18 protein-coding genes are annotated in these 21,204 nt (G+C 67.2%); 11 read left to right on the top strand and 7 right to left on the bottom strand.

Translation table 11 applies throughout. From position 1 onward, the window contains the following. Nucleotides 1-20 precede the first annotated feature (20 nt). Together fabB and fabA are read right to left on the bottom strand one after the other, a co-directional pair. A complete protein-coding gene (gene fabB, locus QX094_RS12860; protein WP_315716915.1) occupies nucleotides 21-1,244 on the bottom strand; it encodes a beta-ketoacyl-ACP synthase I in 1,224 nt (407 codons plus the stop codon). 76 nt (nucleotides 1,245-1,320) lie between these two features. Beyond that, nucleotides 1,321-1,842 carry a 3-hydroxyacyl-[acyl-carrier-protein] dehydratase FabA gene (fabA, locus tag QX094_RS12855; protein ID WP_315716914.1) on the bottom strand — a complete coding sequence of 174 codons (522 nt, stop codon included), beginning with the start codon at nucleotides 1,840-1,842 and terminating at the stop codon, nucleotides 1,321-1,323. Nucleotides 1,843-2,298: 456 nt separating this feature from the next. On the opposite strand from fabA, the gene irrA reads away from it, so the two are divergent. Then, complete coding sequence (gene irrA / locus QX094_RS12850) at nucleotides 2,299-2,769, top strand: iron response transcriptional regulator IrrA (protein WP_315716966.1); 471 nt, start codon at nucleotides 2,299-2,301, stop codon at nucleotides 2,767-2,769. A gap of 107 nt (nucleotides 2,770-2,876) precedes the next feature. Here the strand turns inward: irrA and QX094_RS12845 are convergent, their stop codons facing one another. Beyond that, on the bottom strand, nucleotides 2,877-3,362 hold the full coding sequence (locus QX094_RS12845) for an SH3 domain-containing protein (RefSeq protein ID WP_409977910.1): 486 nt from the start codon (nucleotides 3,360-3,362) through the stop codon (nucleotides 2,877-2,879). A gap of 413 nt (nucleotides 3,363-3,775) precedes the next feature. Here QX094_RS12845 and QX094_RS12840 point away from each other — a divergent pair, with 413 nt between their 5' ends. After that, complete coding sequence (locus QX094_RS12840) at nucleotides 3,776-4,777, top strand: D-glycerate dehydrogenase (protein ID WP_315716913.1); 1,002 nt, start codon at nucleotides 3,776-3,778, stop codon at nucleotides 4,775-4,777. A gap of 111 nt (nucleotides 4,778-4,888) precedes the next feature. Here QX094_RS12840 and QX094_RS12835 read toward each other — a convergent pair whose 3' ends face one another. After that, nucleotides 4,889-5,833 (bottom strand): LysR family transcriptional regulator, encoded by a 945-nt coding sequence (locus tag QX094_RS12835; RefSeq protein WP_316173523.1) that lies wholly within the window; start codon nucleotides 5,831-5,833, stop codon nucleotides 4,889-4,891. A gap of 122 nt (nucleotides 5,834-5,955) precedes the next feature. Between QX094_RS12835 and QX094_RS12830 the strand changes: the two genes are divergently transcribed. Then, a complete protein-coding gene (locus QX094_RS12830; RefSeq protein WP_315716911.1) occupies nucleotides 5,956-6,960 on the top strand; it encodes an aldo/keto reductase in 1,005 nt (334 codons plus the stop codon). Nucleotides 6,961-7,179: 219 nt separating this feature from the next. On the opposite strand, the gene QX094_RS12825 is transcribed toward QX094_RS12830, so the two are convergent. Beyond that, nucleotides 7,180-7,983 (bottom strand): molybdopterin-synthase adenylyltransferase MoeB, encoded by an 804-nt coding sequence (locus tag QX094_RS12825; protein WP_315716910.1) that lies wholly within the window; start codon nucleotides 7,981-7,983, stop codon nucleotides 7,180-7,182. Nucleotides 7,984-8,134: 151 nt separating this feature from the next. On the opposite strand from QX094_RS12825, the gene QX094_RS12820 reads away from it, so the two are divergent. Both QX094_RS12820 and QX094_RS12815 read left to right on the top strand, forming a co-directional pair. After that, entirely contained in the window at nucleotides 8,135-9,493 is a 1,359-nt protein-coding gene (locus QX094_RS12820; protein ID WP_316173522.1) for a peptidoglycan-binding protein, read from the top strand. A gap of 451 nt (nucleotides 9,494-9,944) precedes the next feature. Continuing rightward, complete coding sequence (locus QX094_RS12815; protein WP_316173521.1) at nucleotides 9,945-10,748, top strand: ParA family protein; 804 nt, start codon at nucleotides 9,945-9,947, stop codon at nucleotides 10,746-10,748. A gap of 122 nt (nucleotides 10,749-10,870) precedes the next feature. Here the strand turns inward: QX094_RS12815 and QX094_RS12810 are convergent, their stop codons facing one another. Next, nucleotides 10,871-11,353 carry a cyclic nucleotide-binding domain-containing protein gene (locus QX094_RS12810; RefSeq protein WP_315716907.1) on the bottom strand — a complete coding sequence of 161 codons (483 nt, stop codon included), beginning with the start codon at nucleotides 11,351-11,353 and terminating at the stop codon, nucleotides 10,871-10,873. Nucleotides 11,354-11,431: 78 nt separating this feature from the next. Then, a complete protein-coding gene (mutM, locus tag QX094_RS12805) occupies nucleotides 11,432-12,313 on the bottom strand; it encodes a bifunctional DNA-formamidopyrimidine glycosylase/DNA-(apurinic or apyrimidinic site) lyase (RefSeq protein WP_315751767.1) in 882 nt (293 codons plus the stop codon). Nucleotides 12,314-12,418: 105 nt separating this feature from the next. Between mutM and ubiE the strand changes: the two genes are divergently transcribed. The 6 genes from ubiE to tsaE all read left to right on the top strand — a co-directional run bounded on the left by ubiE (nucleotide 12,419) and on the right by tsaE (nucleotide 21,034). Further along, a complete protein-coding gene (gene ubiE / locus QX094_RS12800; RefSeq protein WP_315716905.1) occupies nucleotides 12,419-13,180 on the top strand; it encodes a bifunctional demethylmenaquinone methyltransferase/2-methoxy-6-polyprenyl-1,4-benzoquinol methylase UbiE in 762 nt (253 codons plus the stop codon). After that, a complete protein-coding gene (gene ubiB, locus QX094_RS12795; protein ID WP_315716904.1) occupies nucleotides 13,177-14,751 on the top strand; it encodes a 2-polyprenylphenol 6-hydroxylase in 1,575 nt (524 codons plus the stop codon). Before ubiE ends, ubiB begins: the two co-directional genes overlap by 4 nt. 168 nt (nucleotides 14,752-14,919) lie before the next feature. Further along, on the top strand, nucleotides 14,920-16,347 hold the full coding sequence (gene coaBC, locus QX094_RS12790) for a bifunctional phosphopantothenoylcysteine decarboxylase/phosphopantothenate--cysteine ligase CoaBC (protein WP_316173519.1): 1,428 nt from the start codon (nucleotides 14,920-14,922) through the stop codon (nucleotides 16,345-16,347). Beyond that, the gene (dut, locus tag QX094_RS12785; protein WP_315751765.1) at nucleotides 16,344-16,802 is read left to right on the top strand and encodes a dUTP diphosphatase; all 459 of its coding nucleotides are present in this window, start codon (nucleotides 16,344-16,346) and stop codon (nucleotides 16,800-16,802) included. The genes coaBC and dut overlap by 4 nt, the downstream gene beginning before the upstream one ends. 186 nt (nucleotides 16,803-16,988) lie before the next feature. Then, nucleotides 16,989-19,496, top strand: coding sequence for a sensor histidine kinase (locus QX094_RS12780; protein ID WP_315751764.1), 2,508 nt, complete (start codon nucleotides 16,989-16,991; stop codon nucleotides 19,494-19,496). Continuing rightward, nucleotides 19,493-21,034, top strand: a complete 1,542-nt coding sequence (gene tsaE, locus QX094_RS12775; RefSeq protein WP_316173517.1) for a tRNA (adenosine(37)-N6)-threonylcarbamoyltransferase complex ATPase subunit type 1 TsaE — start codon at nucleotides 19,493-19,495, stop codon at nucleotides 21,032-21,034. Before QX094_RS12780 ends, tsaE begins: the two co-directional genes overlap by 4 nt. The last annotated feature ends 170 nt before the right edge of the window (nucleotides 21,035-21,204 follow it).

Below are 21,204 nucleotides of genomic sequence, written 5' to 3'. Positions count from 1 at the left end.
AACCAGTGCTGTTGGAAATCTTAGGCGTCGAGCTGCTTGAACACCAGCGTCGCGTTGGTGCCGCCGAAGCCGAACGAGTTCGACAGCACGGTGCCGAGCTTGGCGTTGTCGATGCGCTTGCGCACGATCGGCATGTCGGCGAAGGCGGGATCGAGCTCGGTGATGTTGGCGCTCTCGCAGATGAAGCCGTTCTTCATCATCAGCAGCGAATAGATCGCTTCCTGGACGCCGGTGGCGCCGAGCGAGTGGCCGGTCAGCGCCTTGGTCGCCGAGATTGGCGGACATTTCTCGCCGCGGCCGAACACCTTGCGGATCGCCTCGATCTCCGGCGGATCGCCGGCCGGCGTCGAAGTCGCATGCGGATTGATGTAGTCGATCTTCGTCTTCACGGTCGACAGCGCGAGCTGCATGCAGCGCTCGGCGCCTTCGCCCGACGGCGCCACCATGTCGTAGCCGTCCGAGGTCGCGCCGTAGCCCACGATCTCGCCGTAGATCTTGGCGCCGCGCGCCTTGGCGTGCTCGAGCTCTTCCAGCACGAGGACGCCGGCGCCGCCGGCGATCACGAAGCCGTCGCGCGTGACGTCATAGGGCCGCGACGCGGTCGCAGGCGTGTCGTTGTGCTTCGACGACATCGCACCCATCGCGTCGAACAGCACCGACAGCGTCCAGTCGAGCTCTTCGCAGCCGCCGGCGAACATCACGTCCTGCTTGCCGTACTGGATCATCTCGTAGGAATTGCCGATGCAATGATTGGAGGTCGCACAGGCCGAGGAGATCGAGTAGTTGACGCCCTTGATCTTGAACCAGGTCGCCAACGTCGCCGAGGCCGTCGACGACATTGCCTTCGGCACGGCGAACGGACCGACGCGCTTCGGGCCCTTGGTGCGGGTGATGTCGGCCGCTTCCACCAGCGTGCGCGTCGATGGCCCGCCTGAGCCCATGATGATGCCGGTTCTGACGTTGGAGACGTCGGTCGGCTCCAACCCGGAATCGAGGATGGCCTGCTCCATGGCGACATGATTCCACGCCGCCCCCTCGCCGAGGAAGCGCATGGCGCGGCGGTCGACCACGTCGGCGGGATTCAGCGTCGGCGCACCTTGCACCTGCGAACGAAAACCAAGCTCGGCATATTTCTCGGCGCGGGAGATACCGGACTTCGCCTCGTACAGGCTGGCGAGCACCTCCTGGGTGTTGTTGCCGATCGATGAGACGATGCCCATGCCCGTGATGACAACCCGCCTCATGATGTCCGCCTCACCTTGCTCGTGTGTTGTGTTGCAGCCGTGCCTGCTGCACTGTCTGTGGTCGCAGCCTGCCGGTTCAAGTCGGCGCGGCGCCCTGCTTGAACAGGCCGACCTTCAGGTCCTTGGCGCGATAGATAATCTCGCCATCCATCGAAAGCCACCCGTCGGCAATACCGAGCACCAGCTTTGAGCGCATCACGCGCTTGATGTCGACGTTGTACACAACCTTGCGGGCGGTCGGCAGCACCTGGCCGGAAAACTTGAGATCGCCGAGGCCCAGCGCACGGCCGCGCCCCGCGCCGCCGGTCCAGCCGAGGTAGAAGCCGACCATCTGCCACATCGCATCGAGGCCGAGACAGCCCGGCATCACCGGATCATTCTTGAAATGGCAGCCGAAGAACCAGAGATCCGGCTTCACGTCGAGCTCGGCGCGGACGACGCCCTTGCCGAACTCGCCGCCGGTCTCGGAGATCTCGACGATCCGATCGAACATCAGCATCGGCGGCAGCGGCAGTTGTGCATTGCCGGGGCCGAACAGCTCCCCGCGGCCGCAGGCCAGCAGGTCCTCGTATTCATATGCGCTGCGCCGATCCAGCATGCTTGGTGGCCTTTCTCAACGATCCCCGGTGGAATTTGTGCCGCGCGACATGGACCCTTCCCGCGCGCCGCCCCCTTCCGCGCCGCGCTGGCCGGTCATCGCGTCGGCACGAAGGCTGGGCCATCGCACTTGGCGAACATGACCGCTGTCAGCGGCGGGCCTAACGACGCCTGGATTCGCGCACATGGCCATCACGGCCGCCGGCGCTCACCATGGCAGGGCAAATCGGGTCCGGGCGCTCTCTAACATAGAGGATTGCGGCGTCAATGCGCGTATCCAGGTAAATCGACGCAGCACCAGGGCCGGCGCCCGAACCGGGCGGCAAATGCAGTTTAGGAGCGTTCTAGATACGTTAGTTGCGATAAGCTTGCATCTGAATGGGTTTCTTCCTATATCGGTTGTGGATGAGAGCGAGATTGTGCGGTGCTTGAAGTGGATGTCAGCAACAACGCCTCGATGAGTGGTCATGACCGCGGCAACCCGGATCTCGGGAACGGCCGGCAGCCAGCACTCAATGGCTGCCCATGGCACGACGTCAACGAGATGCTGCAGGCGGCCGGGCTGCGCCCGACCCGCCAGCGCATGGCCCTCGGCTGGCTGCTGTTCGGCAAGGGCGCGCGGCATCTGACCGCCGAAATGCTCTACGAGGAAGCGACGCTGGCCAAGGTTCCGGTCTCGCTCGCCACGGTCTATAATACGCTGAACCAGCTGACCGACGCCGGCCTGCTGCGCCAGGTCAGCGTTGACGGCACGAAGACGTATTTTGACACCAACGTCACCGCCCACCATCACTTCTATCTCGAGAACAACCACGAGCTGGTCGACATCCCGGACCAGCATCTGGCGCTGTCGAAGCTGCCGGAGGCGCCCGAAGGTTACGAGATCGCCCGGATCGACATGGTCGTCCGGCTGCGCAAGAAGCGCTGAGCCTCCGGAAGGTCTTCATCGAAGCACCATGCCCGCACCCGCTGCGGGCATTTTTGTGTCGGGAGCGCGTCAGGATGGAGGTCAGCGCATTGCGCTGACCTGGGCCTTCAATTGACCTGCTCGTCGGCGTAGACGCCCCACAGCCGCTGCTGCTGGATCCAGCCTTCGAAACCATTGCCGAGCACGCGGCACCAGCCATTGCCGCATTTCTTCACCTGCGCGACAACGCCTGCCTGCAGCCGCGCTGTGACCGCGCTGGTCGCGTCGGCGCTCTCGTAGATCGGGGCGAGATCGTCCTTGTTCTTCATCGTGACCACCGCCGTGCGGCGCCCCGACAGCAACGAGTGATAGACCCACCCCTCCGAGCCTTCGGAATCGCGCACGCGGCGCCAGTTCTCATATTCCGCAGTGATCTCGACCGGCAGGCCGGAGCGCGTATAGACCCAGGCCACGTCGTTGTCCTTGGTCGGACCGGCACGAACGTTCACATGATCCGACTTCAGGCTGACATAGCGCGGCACCGGCAGGCCGCTGGTGGTGAGAACGGAGTCCTTCGCCGCAACGCCGCCCCTGCCGACGGCAACGTCGAACAGACAGACCAGCAGCACCACGACAGCACCGAAACGCCACAACGTCAATTTACTCAACTCACTCTCCCTCGAAAGGATCGACCCGCGCTCCGATCAAAGCGGATTGCGTTGCGATCCTTCGCCCGATCCCCATCGAACCGCCCGGCTGCCCCCCTTCGTGCTCGGAGAGGGCTTGCCGAAAGCGCCAGTCCCGACCTGCCGTTGGCTTCTTGTCTTGGCCGGGCCTTCTGCTAGACAGGACCGAACACAAGCGGCCAGGAAGCGCCTGAGAATCGCTCGCGAAGCCCTGTCAGGGACGGATCGGCCCACCTGCGAGATCCGACACGACCAGTCCAGGGAAGCGCCGCTCTCAGGCGACGACGGTAGTTTCGGCGAACCCGGTTAATGAGGTCTGAAGGATCTCATGAGAGCAGCACATGTCAGGTAGGAAAAAGCCCCTCGTCGTGGTGACACGCAAGCTGCCGGACTCGGTCGAGACGCGCATGCGCGAGCTGTTCGACGCCAGGCTCAATCTCGACGACGAGCCGTTGAGCCAGGAACAACTCGCCGACGCCGTGCGCACCGCCGAGGTGCTGGTTCCGACCGTCACCGACCACATCAGCGCCGACATTCTCAATCAGCCCGATTGCAAGCTGCGCATGATCGCCAACTTCGGCAACGGCGTCGACAACATCGACGTCGCGGCGGCGGTGGCGCGCGGCATCACCGTCACCAACACGCCGAAGGTCCTCACCGAGGACACCGCCGACATGACCATGGCGCTGATCCTCGCCGTGCCGCGGCGGCTGATCGAGGGCGCCTCGATCCTCACCGAGGGCAAGAACTGGGCGGGCTGGTCGCCGACCTGGATGCTCGGCCACCGCATCGGCGGCAAGCGCTTGGGCATCATCGGCATGGGCCGGATCGGCCAGGCCGTGGCGCGGCGTGCCCGCGCCTTCGGCCTGCAGATCCACTATCACAACCGCCGCCCGGTCGCTCCCGTGATCGCCGACGAGCTCGGCGCTACCTACTGGGAGAGCCTCGACCAGATGCTGGCGCGGATGGACATCATCTCGGTCAACTGCCCGCACACGCCGGCGACGTTCCATCTGCTGTCGGCGCGCCGGCTGAAGCTGATCCGCAAGGACGCCTACATCGTCAACACCGCACGCGGCGAGGTGATCGACGAGGAGACGCTGACGCGGCTGATCGAGGCCGGCGACATCGCCGGCGCCGGTCTCGACGTGTTCGAGCACGAGCCCGCGGTGAATCCGCGCCTGGTCCGGCTCGCCAAGGCCGGCAAGGTGACGCTGCTGCCGCACATGGGCTCGGCCACCATCGAAGGCCGCGTCGAAATGGGCGAGAAGGTCATCATCAACATCAAGACCTTCCTCGACAACCACCGCCCGCCGGACCGCGTGCTGCCGAGCATGTTGTAGGCCCGTCACTCGACCCCACAATCAGTGTCGTCGCTGCGAACGCAGGGACCCGTACCGCGTAATGTCCGCGTGGGACATCGCTGGTCGTCATCGTCTCGTTCACGCTGGTGGTTATGGGTCTCCGCTCGAGGCCGGGACGGCAGCTGGGTGCGGGGCGCCCGCGCGCTTCCGCCACTCCCCGACGAACGCGACGAACGCCGCCAGCGCCGGCGGCGGTTGCCGGCGGCTCGGGTAATATAGATACGGTCCGGGGAACGGCGGGCACCAGTCGTCCAGCACGCTGACGAGGCGGCCTGCCGCCAACGCATCGCGCACATGTCCCTCGAATGTCGCCCAATAGCCGACCCCGTCGCAGGCGGCACGGAAGGCCAGACCGAGCTGGACCGCGATCAGCCGGGCCGGCGGCGCGATCCTGATCACCTGCCCGTCCTTCTCGAACTCCCAATCCAGCATCGCACCGGACGAGAAGCGCGTGCGAATGCAGCCTTGCTGCAGCAGGTCGCGCGGATGCGCGGGACGGCCATGCTGCGCCACATAGTGCGGTGAGGCGACGATGGCGTAGCGCTGCGTTTCGCCGAGCGGCACGGCGATCATGTCCTGCGCCAGGTGCTCGCCATAGCGCACGCCGGCATCGAACCCGGCCTGCACGATGTCGACGAAGCCGCTGTCGGCGACGATCTCGAGCTCGATCAGCGGATAGGCCTGAAGGAACGGCGCGACCATCGGCGCCAGCACCAGATCGACCGCGGGCGGCGGCGCATTGATGCGCAGGCGCCCCGCCGCGACCTGCTGCTGGCCGCGCACCTGATGGATCGCCGCTTCGATCTCGGACAGCGCCGGCTCGAGCCGTGCCAGCAGCGCCTCGCCGGCCTGCGTCAGGCCGACGCTTCGCGTGGTCCGGTTGAGCAGCCGGACGCCGAGCCGCTGCTCCAGCTCCTTGAGCCGCTGGCTGAGGCTGGATGCCGCGAGGCCCTGCTCGCGCGCAGCCCGGCGGAAATTGCCGCTGCGAGCCACGGCAGCGAAGGCTTGAAGATCACGGAGGTCCGGCTCGCTCATTGTTCGATATGTTGAACAGTCCATTCGAAATTGTCCAGCTTATCGAACCGAGGAAATGCGCCGATATCCGCGTTGTCCGGGCGGGCCAGCAGGCCGCCTGCGCCAGCAAGAGGAGATTGATCATGCAAACCCGCCAACTCGGCTCGACCGGCCCCGACGTTTCGGTCATCGGACTAGGCTGCATGGGCATGTCGGACTTCTACGGCCCCACCGACCGGTCCGAGAGCATCGCCACCATCCACGCCGCGCTCGACGCCGGCATCACGCTGCTCGACACCGGCGACTTCTACGGGATGGGCCACAACGAGATGCTGATCCGCGAGGCGCTGGCCTCGGCCGGTCCGCGCAACGTGCAGATCTCCGTGAAGTTCGGCGCCCTGCGCGGCCCCGACAAGAGCTGGCTCGGCTATGACAGCCGGCCCGAAGCTGTCAGAACCTTCCTGTCCTATTCGCTGCAGCGGCTCGGCGTCGACGCCATCGACATCTACCGCCCGGCGCGGCTCGATCCCAAGGTGCCGATCGAGGACACGATCGGCGCGATGGCCGAGCTGAAACAGGCCGGCTACATCAGGCATATCGGGTTGTCGGAGGTCGGTTCAGAGACGATTCGCCGGGCGCACAAGGTGCACCCGATCTCGGATCTGCAAATCGAATATTCGCTGATCTCGCGCGGCATCGAGAGCGACATCCTGCAAACCTGCCGCGAGCTCGGCATCGGCATCACCGCCTATGGCGTGCTGTCGCGCGGGCTGATCAGCGGGCACTGGTCGATGGACCGCGCCAACGCTGCCGACTTCCGTGGCCATTCGCCGCGCTTCAGTGGCGACAATCTCGATCGCAATCTCAGCCTGGTCGACACGCTGCGCAGCCTGGCAGGCGAGGTCGGCGCCACGCCGGCGCAAGTCGCGATCGCCTGGGTGGCCGCGCAGGGCAACGACATCGTCCCGCTGGTCGGCGCCCGCCGCCGCGACCGTCTCGACGAGGCGCTCGGCGCGCTCTGCGTCAAGCTCACCGAGGTCCAACTCGCCGCGCTGGACAAGGCCTTCCCGATTGGTGTCGCCGCCGGAGAGCGCTATCCGGAGGCGCAGTTGGTGCATATGGACAGCGAGCGCGGTCAGCCGGGCTGAGCGTCATGCGAGTCCAGGTCGCGCAACAAACTCGGTGTCGTCCCCGCGAACGCGGGGACCCATACCGCGTGATGTCTGGAACAGGCAGATGACCCGTTCCGTGCGCCTCATTGCATACACGGAGTATGGTCCCGGATCGGCGCCCGACGACGCGTTGCGTCGCCGGGCTTGTCCGGGACGACAGTGAATTTGTGGCGCGCCTCTCGACTCAAGCGGCCGTCACTTCCGATGCGCGCTCAAGTCCGCAATGACAGGTCCATCACCGTTCAGCGGATTGGCGGGATCGCGCCCATAGCGCAGGGTCTCGAACCGCATCGTGCGCGCGTCCAGCATCAAGAGCCGTCCCACCAGCCCCTCGCCGAAGCCGACGATCTCGCGGATCGCCTCCAGCGCCATCATCGAGCCGAGCATGCCGGCGAGCGCACCCATGACGCCGGCTTCGGCGCAGGCGGGCACCGTGCCGGGCGGCGGCGGCTCGGGGAACAGGCAGCGATAGGTCGGATTAAACTGGCCCTTCTCATTCCGCTCATGCGCCCGGATCGTCGTCAGCGACGCATCGAAGGTGCCGAGCGCGCCGGTGATCAGCGGCCGCGCGGCCAGAAAGCAGGCATCGGAGACGAGATAGCGGGTGTCGAAATTGTCGGAGCCGTCGAGCACGAGATCATAAGCGCCGATCAGATCGAGCGCGTTGTCGGCATTGAGCCAGGTCCGATGCGCCATGACGCTCACATGCGGATTGAGCGCGTTGATGCGCTCGGCGGCGCTCTCGACTTTGGGTCTGCCGATGTCGGGGGTCGCATGGATGACCTGACGCTGCAGATTCGACAGCGACACGACGTCGTCGTCGACCACGCCGATCGTGCCGACGCCGGCCGCGGCGAGATACATCAGCGCCGGTGCGCCGAGGCCGCCTGCGCCGACCACCAGCACCGACGCCCGCTTCAGCGCCGCCTGGCCGGGACCGCCGACGTCGCGCAGCACGATGTGACGGGCATAGCGCTCCAGTTCTTCGTCGCTCAGCATCGTTACACCGTCCTTCCGCTGCCGCACCGCTGTCAGCCCATTGTCGGCCCGTAGCGAAGACGCCGGATCTCCGCACTGAACCCTCGCCGGATTGTGACCGACCAAGCAGATGTGCTTATTTAACGGCGCGGCAAGAGCATCGGGATTTGTCATGAGACGGCTGGCCACGGCAACCTTCATCTGCGGGATCGCCGCATGCGCGTCGGCGCAGGCACAGACGCCGCAGGGCGCGTTGCCGGGCGCCAAGCCCAAGCCCGTCGCGACCCAGCCGGTGCGCCCGGGCGTGCAGGCTCCCGCCGACACCGCCAATGCGATGAGCCAGGCCGAGCGCCTCGCGTTGCAATCCGATCTCGCCTGGGTCGGCCAGTACAATGGCGCCATCACCGGCGACGTCAGCGAGCGCATGGTCAACGCGATCAAGGAATACCAGAAGCTGGTCGGCGGCAAGCCGACCGGCGTGCTGAACCCGCAGGAGCGCGCCGTGCTCGCCGACACCGCACGCCGCAAGCAGGAGGGCGTCGGCTGGAAGCTCGTGACCGAGCCGGTCAGCGGCGCACGGCTCGGTATTCCCGCAAAGCTGGTGCCGCAACAGACCAGCGACGGCACCGGCTCGAAATGGACCTCGCCCACCGGCACCGTGCAGGTCGTGCTGTCACGCCGCAAGGAGGCGAACCCGACCACCGCGGCGCTCGCCGACCGCGAGAAGAAGGAGCCCGGCCGCACCGTCGACTACAGCGTGGTGAAGCCCGACTTCTTCGTGCTCTCGGGCCTGCAGAACCTGAAGAAGTTCTACATCCGCGGCACCTTTCGGGGCGACGAGGTGCGTATCCTGACCATCCTCTACGATCAGGCCACCGAGAACACGGTCGAGCCGGTCGTGATCGCGATGTCGAGCGCTTTCACCGCGTTTCCGTCGACATTGGCCGCGCAGCCCGCGCCACGGCGCCGCGTCGATTACGGCACCGGCATCATCGCTACCCAGGACGGCGCCATCATCGCCGATCGCGAGGTGACCGATGCCTGCGTGGCGATCACCATTCCCGGTTTCGGCCATGCCGAGCGCGTGGCCGAGGACAAGGAGCGCGGCCTGGCGCTGCTGCGCATCTACGGCGCGCGCGGCCTGAAGCCGCTGGCGCTGTCGGGCGGCAGTGCGAAATCGTCGGTCGACATCGTCGGCATCGCCGATCCGCAGAGCCAGGGCGGCGGTGCCGCGATCAGCACCGTCAAGGCGCAGCTCGCCGGCAATGGCGCCGGCGACGCCTCGCTGGCGCCGGCGCCCGGGCTCGGCTTTTCCGGAGCGGCGGCGCTCGACGGCGACGGCAAGTTCGCCGGCGTCACCTTGCTCAAGCCCGGCGTCCTCGCCGGCACGGCGCTGATCCCATCGACGCAGGTCGTGATGGTCAGCGCCGATGCGACGCGCGCCTTTCTCGCCACGCATGGCGTCAAGCCCGACGGAACCTCGCTCGACGCCAAGGCGGCGACGGTGCGCGTGATCTGCGTGCGGAAGTAGCGCCTGCGCCAAACCGGTCCGGCATCGCGATCATGCCGCCGCGCCCCGCGGCGCGGCGGCGTTTACGCAATGTTAAGCATGTCGTTTTAGAAAAAATTAAGGGCCCAACGGCGGCCGGCGGGGGTCGGACGTGCAGCATCGCGACTGCATGGGATGATGCTCGGCGACGCCGATCGCTCGCCCGCGGCTCGCTGCCACTCAACTTCCTAGCACCTTGCTATCAACTCGGAACGGCTCCCGCCGTAGTCAACCGGTCTGTGCAGGCACAGGCCGAGCGTGAAATAGTTCGAACAGTTTTGTCGGCGTGCTGATTCGGACCACCGCGATCGCTCTTCATGAGTTGGATCGGGCCGGGACTGTCCTGAGCGAGAATAGCTCTGCACCGCGATCGCGATGCGCTCAGCTTTGGCGTTCTCATAAGTTCCGTCAACATCCGAAGGACTGTCTCCCGATGTACACGATCGTTTTGGCCACGCAGAAGGGCGGCAGCGGCAAGAGCACGCTGGCGATTGGTCTGGCCGTGGCCGCGCAGCAGGCCGGCCACAAGGTGCGCGTGATCGAGACCGACCGTCAGGGCACGCTGACCAAATGGCAGGCGCGCCGCGCCGCGGGCGAGCCGATCGTCGAAGCCGTCTACGATGCCAAGACGATCGAGCCTCGCCTCGAAGCGCTGGCCCGCGACGGCGTCACCCTCTGCGTGATCGACACCGGGGCCGGCATCACGGCATCCACGACGGCCGCGATCCGCCACTGCGATCTGTGCCTCATTCCGGCGCGTCCGAGCGTCGCCGACATCGAAGCGACGGCACCGACCTTGAGCGTCGTGCGCGCCTGGCGCAAGCCGTTTGCCTTCGTGCTCAACCAGGCCCCGATCCGCGGCGGCCATCGCGTCACCGATGCGACGACTGCACTCGACGCCGACGCGCCGCGCGACATCGCAGAGGTGCTGGCGCAGCCCTTCATCATGATGCGCAACGACCACCAGGACGCGCTCGCCGCCGGTCTCGGCGTCAGCGAGTTCGATGCGGCCGGCAAGTCGGCGCAGGAGATTCGCAGCCTGTGGCGCTGGACAGCGGGCAAGCTCGCCGGCGACCACGTCATGCACGACGCTGGCGAGCTGAAGGACGCGAGCGAGCACGCCGAGGTCGAATTCCCGATCATGCTGACGCCGCCCGCCGAGGAAGCGAAGCTGCCGGTGACGCGGGCCTACCCGACCTGGGCCGACAATGGCATCAACTGGAAGGCGGGGCTGTAAAGGCGGGCTGTGGTCGTCATCGGATACGAGCTACCGCAAATGCGGTGCGCTCCCTCGCCCCGCAAGCGGAGCGAGGGAAACATCACCGACCGCGAGATCGAGTCCACCGAATCCAACCGTGCCTAGCGCTCTCCAGCCTCGCGCATCTCCAGCTGCTTGATCCGCGCATCGGCGCGACGCAGGCGGCGGCATAGCTCGCGATTGATGTTCTGCAGCACGATCACATAGGCGTGGATGTCAGCCTTGTAGAAGGCATACAGCTTTTGCGCCGTCAGCTCGTACAATACGGTCGGCGCTTCCGCGACGACGGTGGCCGATCTGTTCTGCATGTCGAGCAGGGTCATCTCGCCGAAGAAATCGCCGGGCTCGAGACGCGACATATGGATCGCAACGCCCGTCTCCAGGCGCTCGCTCACCTCCAGCGTGCCGCTGTGCACGACGAACATCGAACGACCCGCCTCGCCTTCGGCGACGACCACGGCGCCGCTCTCGAACTCACGCGCGACCAGCATCGAGACCAGCAGATCGAGGCTCGCATCGGGCAGGCCGCCGAAGAACGGCGTCGCGAGCAGGAATGCTTTCAGATCGGGCGAGCTGACAGCCATGGCGGCAGTATACCCCCGCCCCCGTCCGTCACAAGCAGACTGGGGCAAGCCGGCCATGCCGGCTGGTCGGCCGCTGCATCACTTCTGGCACTTCGGGCACCAGAAGGTCGAGCGCCCGTTCTGCACGAAGCGCTTCACCACGCCGCCGCAGCCATCGGTCCGGCACGGCTCGCCCTCCCGGTCATAGACCTGGAACGAATGCTGGAAATAGCCGAGCTCGCCTGATGTCTGGCGGTGATCGCGCAGCGACGAGCCGCCGGCGCGGATGGCCTCGTTGAGCACGGTGTGGATCGCTTCCACCAGACGCCTGGCGTGATCCGTGGGCTCGCCCTTCTTCGTTGCCAGCGTTGCCGCCAGCCGTCGCGGCGACAGATGGGCGCGGAACAGCGCCTCGCAGACATAGATGTTGCCGAGGCCGGCGACGACGCGCTGGTCGAGCAGCGCCGCCTTGAGGCTGGTCTTCTTGCCGGCACAGGCGCGCGCCAGCATGGCGGCATCGAATTCGTTGCCGAGCGGCTCGGGCCCGAGATCCTTCAGGTGCGGCTCGGTCTCGATCTCGCCGCGGCCGATGATCTTCATGAAGCCGAAGCGGCGCGGATCGTTGAACACGATGTCGGCGCCGGACGACATGTGAAACACGACATGGTCGTGCACGCTGTCCTTGCCGCGCGGATAGTGAAACTCGCCCGGCGTCTCCTCGTGCTCCGGCTTGATCACCCGGAACGAGCCGGACATGCCCAGATGCATCAGCAGCACGTCGCCGGAGCCGAGGTCGGCCAGCAGATATTTGGCACGCCGGCCGAGACCCCTGACGGTCTGGCCCTGCAGGCGCTTCGCAAAATCGGGCTGGAACGGAAACCTGAGATCGCCGCGCCGGGCCTCGGCCTTGACGATGACGGCGCCTTCCATGACGGGCTGCAGCCCGCGCCGGACGGTCTCGACTTCGGGCAGCTCAGGCATGCCGGCTCATTTCACCTTTTGCATCCGCGACCATTCACCTTGTCCGACTGACGTGATAGCGCCTTGGCCGCATCAGCGCTATGGTGCCGTATCGGAGTAAGGGTGATGGATCAGCCGGACCAAACCACTCATTTCGGCTTCAGGGACGTGCCTCTGGGCGAGAAGCAGACGCTGGTGAACGACGTGTTTCACAGCGTGGCACAGCGCTACGACCTGATGAACGACCTGATGTCGGGCGGACTGCACCGCGTCTGGAAGGACATCATGATCAACACGCTGAACCCGCCGAAGAGCGATGCGCCGTTTGCGCTGCTCGACGTGGCCGGCGGCACCGGCGACATCTCCTTCCGCGCCGCCAGGAAGGCCGGCGCCGGCTTCCATGCCACCGTGTGCGACATCAACAGCGACATGCTCGAGGTCGGGCGCCAGCGGGCGCTGAAGCAATATCTCGACGACAAGGTCTCGTTCGTCGAGGGCAATGCCGAAAAGCTCGCTTTTCCCGACCGCTCCTTTGACGCCTATACGATCGCCTTCGGCATCCGCAACGTGCCGCAGATCGAGCTCGCGCTCGCCGAGGCCTTCCGCGTGCTCAAGCATGGCGGCCGCTTCCTGTGCCTGGAGTTCTCCACCGTCGAGATGCCAGGGCTCGACAAGCTCTACGACCTGTTCTCCTTCAATGTGATCCCGCAGCTCGGCCGCGCCGTCACCGGCGATGCCGAGTCCTACCGCTACCTCGTCGAATCGATCCGCCAGTTTCCGCGCCCCAGCGCCTTCGCCGAGATGATCTCGGCGGCCGGCTTCTCCCGCGTGTCCTGGCAGACTCTCTCCGGCGGCATCGTCGCGCTTCATTCCGGCTGGCGTTTGTGATCTCCGCACTCACCCACATTACGCGGCTCGCCCGGGCCGCCTTCGTGTTCGCGCGCGAGGGCGTGTTCGGCGCCGTCGATCCGAGCCTGGCGCCGCCGCCGGGCCAGCTCGCGCTGAAGCTGGCGCGCCTCGTCGAGCGCCCCGGCGCCAAGTCCGGGCCAAGATTGTCGCGGGCGCTGGAGCGCATGGGCCCGGCCTATCTCAAGCTCGGCCAGTTCCTGGCGACGCGGCCCGACGTCGTCGGCGTCATCATGGCGCGCGACCTCGAATCGCTGCAGGACCGGCTGCCGCCATTCCCGCAGGCCGAGGCCGAGGCGGTCATCGCCACCGCGCTCGAGCGCCCGATCAGCCAGCTGTTCACGCATCTCGGTCCTCCGGTCGCCGCCGCCTCGATCGCGCAGGTGCATCGCGGCGAGGTCGAGCGCGACGGCATTCGTCGTCCAGTCGCGGTGAAGGTGCTTCGGCCGAACGTTGCCTCGCGCTTCCGCCGCGACCTCTCCGATTTCTTCTTCGTCGCCGAAAAGGCCGAGGCGCATTCGTCGGAGGCGCGGCGGCTGCGGCTGGTCGAGGTCATCAACACGATGTCGCGCTCGGTCGCGATGGAGATGGACCTTCGCCTGGAGGCCGCTGCGCTCTCCGAGATGGCGGAAAACATCAAGGACGATCCGGACTTCCGCGTACCCACGGTCGACTGGGATCGCACCGCCAACACCGTGCTGACGATGGAGTGGATCGACGGCATCGCGCTGAACGATCACGCCCGGCTCGCGGAGGCCAATGTCGATCTGCCCGACGTCGGCCGCAAGGTGATCCAGAGCTTTCTCCGCCACGCGCTGCGCGACGGCTTCTTCCACGCCGACATGCACCCGGGCAACCTGTTCCTGGACCAGCAGGGACGGCTGGTCGCGGTGGATTTCGGCATCATGGGCCGGCTCGGCATGAAGGAGCGGCGCTTCCTCGCCGAGATCCTGCTCGGCTTCATCACCCGCGACTATCGCCGCGTCGCCGAAGTGCATTTCGAGGCCGGCTACGTGCCGCCGCATCATTCGGTGGAGAATTTCGCACAGGCCATCCGCGCCATTGGCGAGCCGATCCACAACCGCACGGCCGAAGAAATCTCGATGGCCAAGCTGCTGACCCTGCTGCTCGAGGTCACCGGCCTGTTCGACATGCGCACCCGGCCGGAGCTGATCCTGCTGCAGAAGACCATGGTGGTGGTCGAGGGCGTCGCGCGCGGCTTCGATCCCAAGCTCGACATCTGGAAGGTCGCCGATCCCGTGGTGCGCGAATGGATCGAGCGCAATCTCGGCCCGCTCGGCCGCATCGAAGGCGCCGTGTCCGGCGTCGGCGACCTGGTCCGGCTCAGCGCGACCCTGCCCGTGCTCGCCGCCCGCGCCGCCGCCGTGCTGGAGCACATGGAGACCATGACCCGCGACGGCTTGCGCCTGTCGCCGGAAACCATCGCCGCCATGGGCCGCACCGAAGGCAAGAAGAGCCGCTGGCGCGCCATCGCGCTGTGGGTCATCGCGCTGACTTTCATCGGCATTCTGTTCGCGGTGCTCAGGCTGTGACCTGAGAGCCCCGCTCTCTCCACTCGTCATTCCGGGGCGCGCGAAGCGCGAGCCCGGAATGACGGCGGCAAATAGCTAGGCTCACCAATCGGCATTATGTCTACTGATTGCACTGCTATCATTTTCTGCTAGCATTGCCTTCACAAGGGCAATGCTGGGGAGGCGGTCATGGCGAGCCTGACCATCCGCAAGCTGGACGACTCTCTCAAGACTTATCTGCGACTGCGCTCGGCGCAGAACGGGCGCTCCGTCGAAGAGGAAGTCCGGGTCATCCTGCGCGCGCTGATCGAGCCTGCCGATCCATCCGAGCCGCCGATGGCGCCGCCTGCTCCAGCCAACCTCTCCGCCCCGCTCGTCCCCCAGCCCGGCCAGGCGCGCGAGGCTCGCGTCACCCTGATCATCGGCGGCGGCATCGCCGCCTACAAATCGCTCGACCTGATCCGGCGGCTGAAGGAGCGCCACATCCACGTCCGCTGCGTGCTGACCAAGGCGGCGACGCAATTCGTGACCGAGCTCGCCGCGTCGGCGCTGTCGGGAGATCGTGTCTTCACCGATCTGTTCGACCCGCGCAGCGAGTTCGACGTCGGCCACATCCGGCTCGCGCGCGACTGCGATCTCATCGTGGTGGCACCGGCGACCGCCGACCTGATGTCGAAGATGGCGCACGGCGCCGCCGACGACCTCGCCAGCGCCATCCTGCTCGCGGCGAGCCGGCCGATCCTGCTGGCGCCGGCGATGAACCCGATGATGTGGAGCAATCCGGCGACGCGCCGCAACGCCGCGACCCTGCAGCGCGACGGCGTCCAGATGATCGGGCCGAACGCCGGCGAGATGGCGGAGAAGGGCGAGGCCGGTGTCGGCCGCATGGCCGAGCCGACCGAGATTGCAGACGCCGTCGTCGCCATGCTCAAGCCGCCTGTGCCGCGCCCCCTCGCCGGCCGCCGCGTGCTGATCACCGCGGGCCCGACCCACGAGCCGATCGACCCGGTGCGCTACATCGCCAACCGCTCCTCCGGCAAGCAGGGCTTTGCGATCGCCGCCGCCGCGCAGGCCGCCGGCGCCGACGTGAGGCTGATCGCAGGACCGGTGGAGCTCGCCGACCCCAAGGGCGTCAGCGTCACCCACGTCGAATCGGCGCGGCAGATGCTCGACGCCGTCGAGGCCGAGCTGCCCGCCGACGTCGCGATCTTCGCCGCGGCGGTGGCCGACTGGCGCGTCGCCAATGAGGGCGGCCAGAAGCTGAAGAAGACGGACAAGGCGATCCCGCCGCTGACGCTGGTCGAGAACCCCGACATCCTCGCCACGATCTCGAAGCTGAAGGAGAAGCGGCCTGGTCTCGTCATCGGCTTCGCCGCCGAGACCGAGCACCTGATCGACAACGCGAAGGCAAAGTTCGCCCGCAAGGGCTGCGACTGGATCATCGCCAACGACGTCTCGCCCGCGACCGGTGTGATGGGCGGCGACCGCAACACCGTACATCTCTTGACGAAGGACGCCGATGGCGTCCATGTCGCGTCCTGGCCGATCATGACCAAGGACGAGGTCGCGACTGCGCTCGTCGCCGAGATCGCCAGAACCATGGGACCCGTTGCGTGACACAGACGATCGCGATCGACGTGCAGATCCTGCCGCATGGCGAGGGCCTGCCGCTGCCGGCCTATCAGACCGCACATGCCGCGGGGCTCGATCTGCTCGCCGCGGTTCCGCCCGATGCGCCGCTCGTCCTTGCGTCAGGCAGCCATGCGATGGTGCCAACGGGACTGTCGATCGCGCTGCCCGACGGCTACGAGGCCCAGGTGCGGCCGCGTTCGGGGCTCGCTGCGCGGCACGGCGTCACAGTGCTGAACTCACCGGGCACAGTGGACGCGGACTACCGCGGCGAGATCTGCGTGCTGCTGATCAACCACGGCAAGGAACCGTTTACGATCCGCCGCGGCGAGCGCATCGCGCAGATGGTGATCGCCGCCGTCGCGCGCGCCGAGCTCAGCCTCGCGACAACCTTGACGACGACCGCGCGCGGCAGCGGCGGCTTCGGCTCGACGGGCCGTTGAACTACGGGCTTGCCACTGTTCCGACTCGAAAGAGTCGATCGGCGGACGCATTTTCCTCAGGCGCAACCATCGTTCACGGTCTGGACTCTTACCGCTGGAGTCCCGAAGCGGTTATGGTTGATTGATTCGTGAGACGGCGCGGTCGACGCGATCGGCGCCCGGAACTTCGTGCGGTTTGGGGCAAATATGTCGGGCGTGATCGTGGTGATGCGTCAGACGCTGCTGTCATGCACGTCACTTGCGCGCAAGGGCCTGATGGGTCTCGCTGCGACTGCGCTTGCGCCGGCGACACCGGGCTTCGCAGGCGATGGCGTGCCGCCGGATGCGATCACGACGCTGTTCGAGCTGAGCCGTCCTGATATCGCCGAGGTCACGGCGATGCTGGCGCTGCTCGGCTTCTCCGTCGTCGCCGCGGTCGCGCTGGTGCGCACGCGTCTGGCGGCCGGCCGGAAGGAAGCGCGGCTGCGCGCCGACGTCGCCGGGCTGCAATTGCAGGCCGATCGCTACCGTGCGCTGCTGTTCGCCGAGCCGCAGATCCTGATCGCCTGGCCAGCCGGCGGCCACCGTCCGCAGATCTCCGGCGACACCTCGATGCTGGTGCCGCAGGATCAGCCGCAGCGCATTCTCGCCTTTGGAACCTGGCTGCCGCCGGAGCCCGCGCTGCAGCTCGACCGCGCCGTCGACGCGCTGCGCGAGGCGGGCGAAGGCTTCATGCTCAATCTCACCACCTCGCACGGCCATGCGATCGAGGCGATGGGCCGCGCCATCGGCGGCCAGGCCATCGTGCGCATTCGCGAATTGTCCGGCCTGCGCCGCGAGCTCGCCGAGACGCAGCTCCGCTTCAAGGCGCTCGGCGAGGAAACGGAGTCGCTGCGCGCGCTGGCAGCGGCGCTGCCGTGGCCGATCTGGGCACGGCAGGCCAATGGCGCTCTCGCTTACGTCAACGCCGCCTATGCCCGTGCCGCCGATGCCCGCGACGTGCCGGACGCGATCGGCCGCAACATCGAGCTGCTCGACTCGGCCGACCGTATCGACCTGCAGCGCGCGCTCGCCACCAACGGCCGTTTCGAGGGCCGGCTGCCGATCGTGACCGGCGGCGAGCGCCGCATGTACGACGTGCGCGCCTTCATGCTGGGAAACGGCAGCGCCGGCGTCGCCATCGACGCCAGCGAGGCGGCGGCCCTGGATGCGGCCGTGGTGCGGATGCGGGAAGCACACCGGCGCACGCTCGATCAGTTGTCCTCGGGCGTAGCCGTGTTCGACGGCCAGCGCCGGCTCGCCTTCTACAACGACTCCTATCGCCGGCTGTGGCGTCTCGATCCCGCCTTCCTGGACAGCCAGCCGGATGACTCGTCGGTGCTCGACCGTCTTCGCGCCGCGCGCAAGTTGCCCGAGCAGGCCGACTTCCGGGCCTGGAAGGCCAAGCTTCACGAGGCCTATCGCGCCGTCGAGGCCGCCAAGGACACCTGGTTCCTGCCCGACGGCCGCGCGCTATCGGTCGTCACCACGCCGAACCCGGAAGGCGGCGTCACCTATCTGTTCGACGACGTCACCGAGAGCTTCGCGCTTGCCCGCCGCTTCGACGGCTTGATCCGGGTCCAGCGCGAGACCCTCGACAGCCTTGCCGAGGGCGTCGCGGTGTTCGGCTCGAACGGCCGGGTCGAGCTGTTCAATCCGGCCTTCGCCAAGATGTGGCGGCTGTCGCCGGATCAGTTGCGCGAGCATCCGCATATCGACACCGTGGAATCCTGGTGCCATCAGCTCTACGACGACGCGGTCGCCTGGCGCACCATCCGCGAGGCGATCACGTCGATCGAGAACCGGCTCGACGTTGCGCTGAAGCTCGAGCGCAAGGACGGCAGCGTGCTCGACTGCATGAGCCGCCCGCTGCCCGACGGCGCGACCATGCTGACCTTCCAGGACATCACCGACACCGAGAATGTCGAGCGAGCCCTGCGCGAGAGCAACGAGGCGCTCGAAGCCGCCGGCCAGATGAAGATCGACTTCGTCCACCACGTGTCCTACGAGCTGCGCGCGCCGCTGACGACGATCATCGGCTTCGCGCATTTCCTGTCCGATCCGTCGACCGGGCCGCTGACGCCGAAGCAGGCCGAGTATCTCGACTACGTCACCAAATCCACCAACGCGCTGCTGGCGCTGACCAACAACATTCTCGACCTCGCCACCATCGATGCCGGCGCCATGAAGCTCGAGCTCGGGCCGGTCGACGCCGCCAAGGCGATCGAGGCCGCCGCCGAGGGCGTGCAGGACCGGCTTGCCACGGATCGCATCCGATTGACGATCGCGGTGGACCCCGACGTCGGCTCCTTCGTCGGCGACGAGCGCCGCGTCGTGCAGGTGCTCTACAATCTGCTCGCCAATGCCGTCGGCTTCTCGCCGCCGGATTCGAGCGTCGTCGTCAGCGCCCGCCGCACCGACCACAGCGTCATCTTCGCGGTCACCGATTCCGGCCCCGGCATTCCGCCCGAGGTGAAGGACAAGGTGTTCGAATGGTTCGAGAGCCATTCGCAGGGCTCGCGCCATCGCGGCGCCGGCCTCGGACTGTCGCTGGTGCGCTCCTTCGTCGAGCTGCATGGCGGCAGGGTGCGGATGGATTCGGTGGTCGGCAAGGGCACCACGGTCACCTGTGACTTCCCGACCGACCACGTCGCGCAACGCAACGCCGCGGAATGACGGACCAGCTGACATTCACCACCACGCTGGCGGACGAGACCGCCACCGCCGCCCTGATGGCCGATCTCGCGCTGCTGATCGGCCCGGGTGCACTGATCACGCTCACGGGCGATCTCGGCGCCGGCAAGACGGCGGCGGCGCGGGCGATGATCCGCTATCTCGCCGGCGACGACGAGCTGGAGGTGCCGAGTCCGACCTTCACTCTGGCGCAGAGCTACGACCTGCCGAGCTTCCCGCTGGTGCATGCCGATCTCTATCGCATCAGCGATGCATCGGAGCTAGAGGAGATCGGCCTGTCGCCGCTGCCGGAGGCGACCGTCGTGCTGATCGAATGGCCGGAGCGCGCCGGCGGCACTCTCCCGCTGGATCGCGTCGACATCGCGCTGCGCCACGATCCATCGCAGGGCGACACCGCCCGCAGCGCCGAGATCACCGGCAGCGGCAAGGCGGCCGCGGTGGTTGCACGGCTGAAAGCCTTGCGCGAATTCCTCGCCGAGGCCGGGCACGCCAAATCGCGCCGCGAGCGCATGGCCGGCGATGCCTCGACCCGCTCCTATGCGCGGCTCCACAAGGGCGAGCGCGTCTCCATCCTGATGAACTCGCCGAAGCGGCCCGACGGCCCGGCGATCTACAACGGCAAGCCCTATAGCGGCGCCGTGCATCTCGCCGAGGACGTCCGCCCATTCGTCGCGATCGCCGCCGCCTTGCGCGGGCGCGGCATCTCGGCGCCGAAGATCAACGACGCCGATCTCGGCCACGGCTTTCTCATCACCGAGGATCTCGGACGCGAGGGCGTGATCGAGGGCGACCCGCCACGACCGGTCGTGGAGCGCTACGAGGCCGCGACCGATCTGTTGGCCGCGCTGCACGCGCAGGACGTCCCCTCGGTGCTGCCGCTGGCGCCGCAGGTGACCTACGAGGTCCCGACCTTCGACGTCGAAGCCATGCTGATCGAGATCGGCCTGATGCTCGAATGGTACCTGCCCGACCGTGGCGTGGAGCTGTCGCAGGTGCGGCGCGCCGAATTCCTGGAAATATGGCGCGAGTTGCTGGAGGCGCCGCTCGCGGCCAAGCCGACATCTAAGCCGACCTGGGTGATCCGCGACTACCACTCGCCCAACCTGCTCTGGCTGCCCGCGCGCGAAGGCATCGCCCGCGTGGGCGTGATCGACTTCCAGGACGCGGTGATGGGACCGCCGGCCTACGACGTGGTCTCGCTGGCGCAGGACGCCCGGATCGACGTGTCGGCAGAGCTCGAGCGGGCGCTCCGAGAGCGCTACATCGCCGCGCGCCAAGCGGCGTCGACGGACTTCGACGCCGACGAATTCGGCGCGCACTACGCGATCATGTCCGTCCAGCGCAACACCCGCCTGCTGGGTACCTTCGCCCGCCTCAACCGCCGCGACGGCAAGCCGCAGTACCTCAAGCACCAGCCTCGCATCTGGGACTATCTCCACCGGTCGCTGGCGCACGCGGCGCTCGACCCAGTCCGCGACTGGTACGCGGCCAACGTGCCGCCACCGGCAGGGGTGGCTTAAGGCAGCGTCTCGCAGCACCACCGGTGCGCTCCCCCTCCCCCTTGCGGGGGGGGGGGGAGCCGATCGCCGCCGTGGAGAGAGAACGCGCCAAAACCGCGCACCTCCGTGGCTTTACCGGTTCTTAGCCATCCCCCTTTACCTTGCGCCCGTGGCGCCGGTTGCGCGCCGCG

This window comes from Bradyrhizobium sp. SZCCHNS1050 (genome assembly GCF_032484785.1).
GTDB lineage: Bacteria > Pseudomonadota > Alphaproteobacteria > Rhizobiales > Xanthobacteraceae > Bradyrhizobium.
The sequence above is the reverse complement of the archived record's forward strand: the minus strand, read 5'-3'. Positions and strand labels throughout refer to the sequence as shown.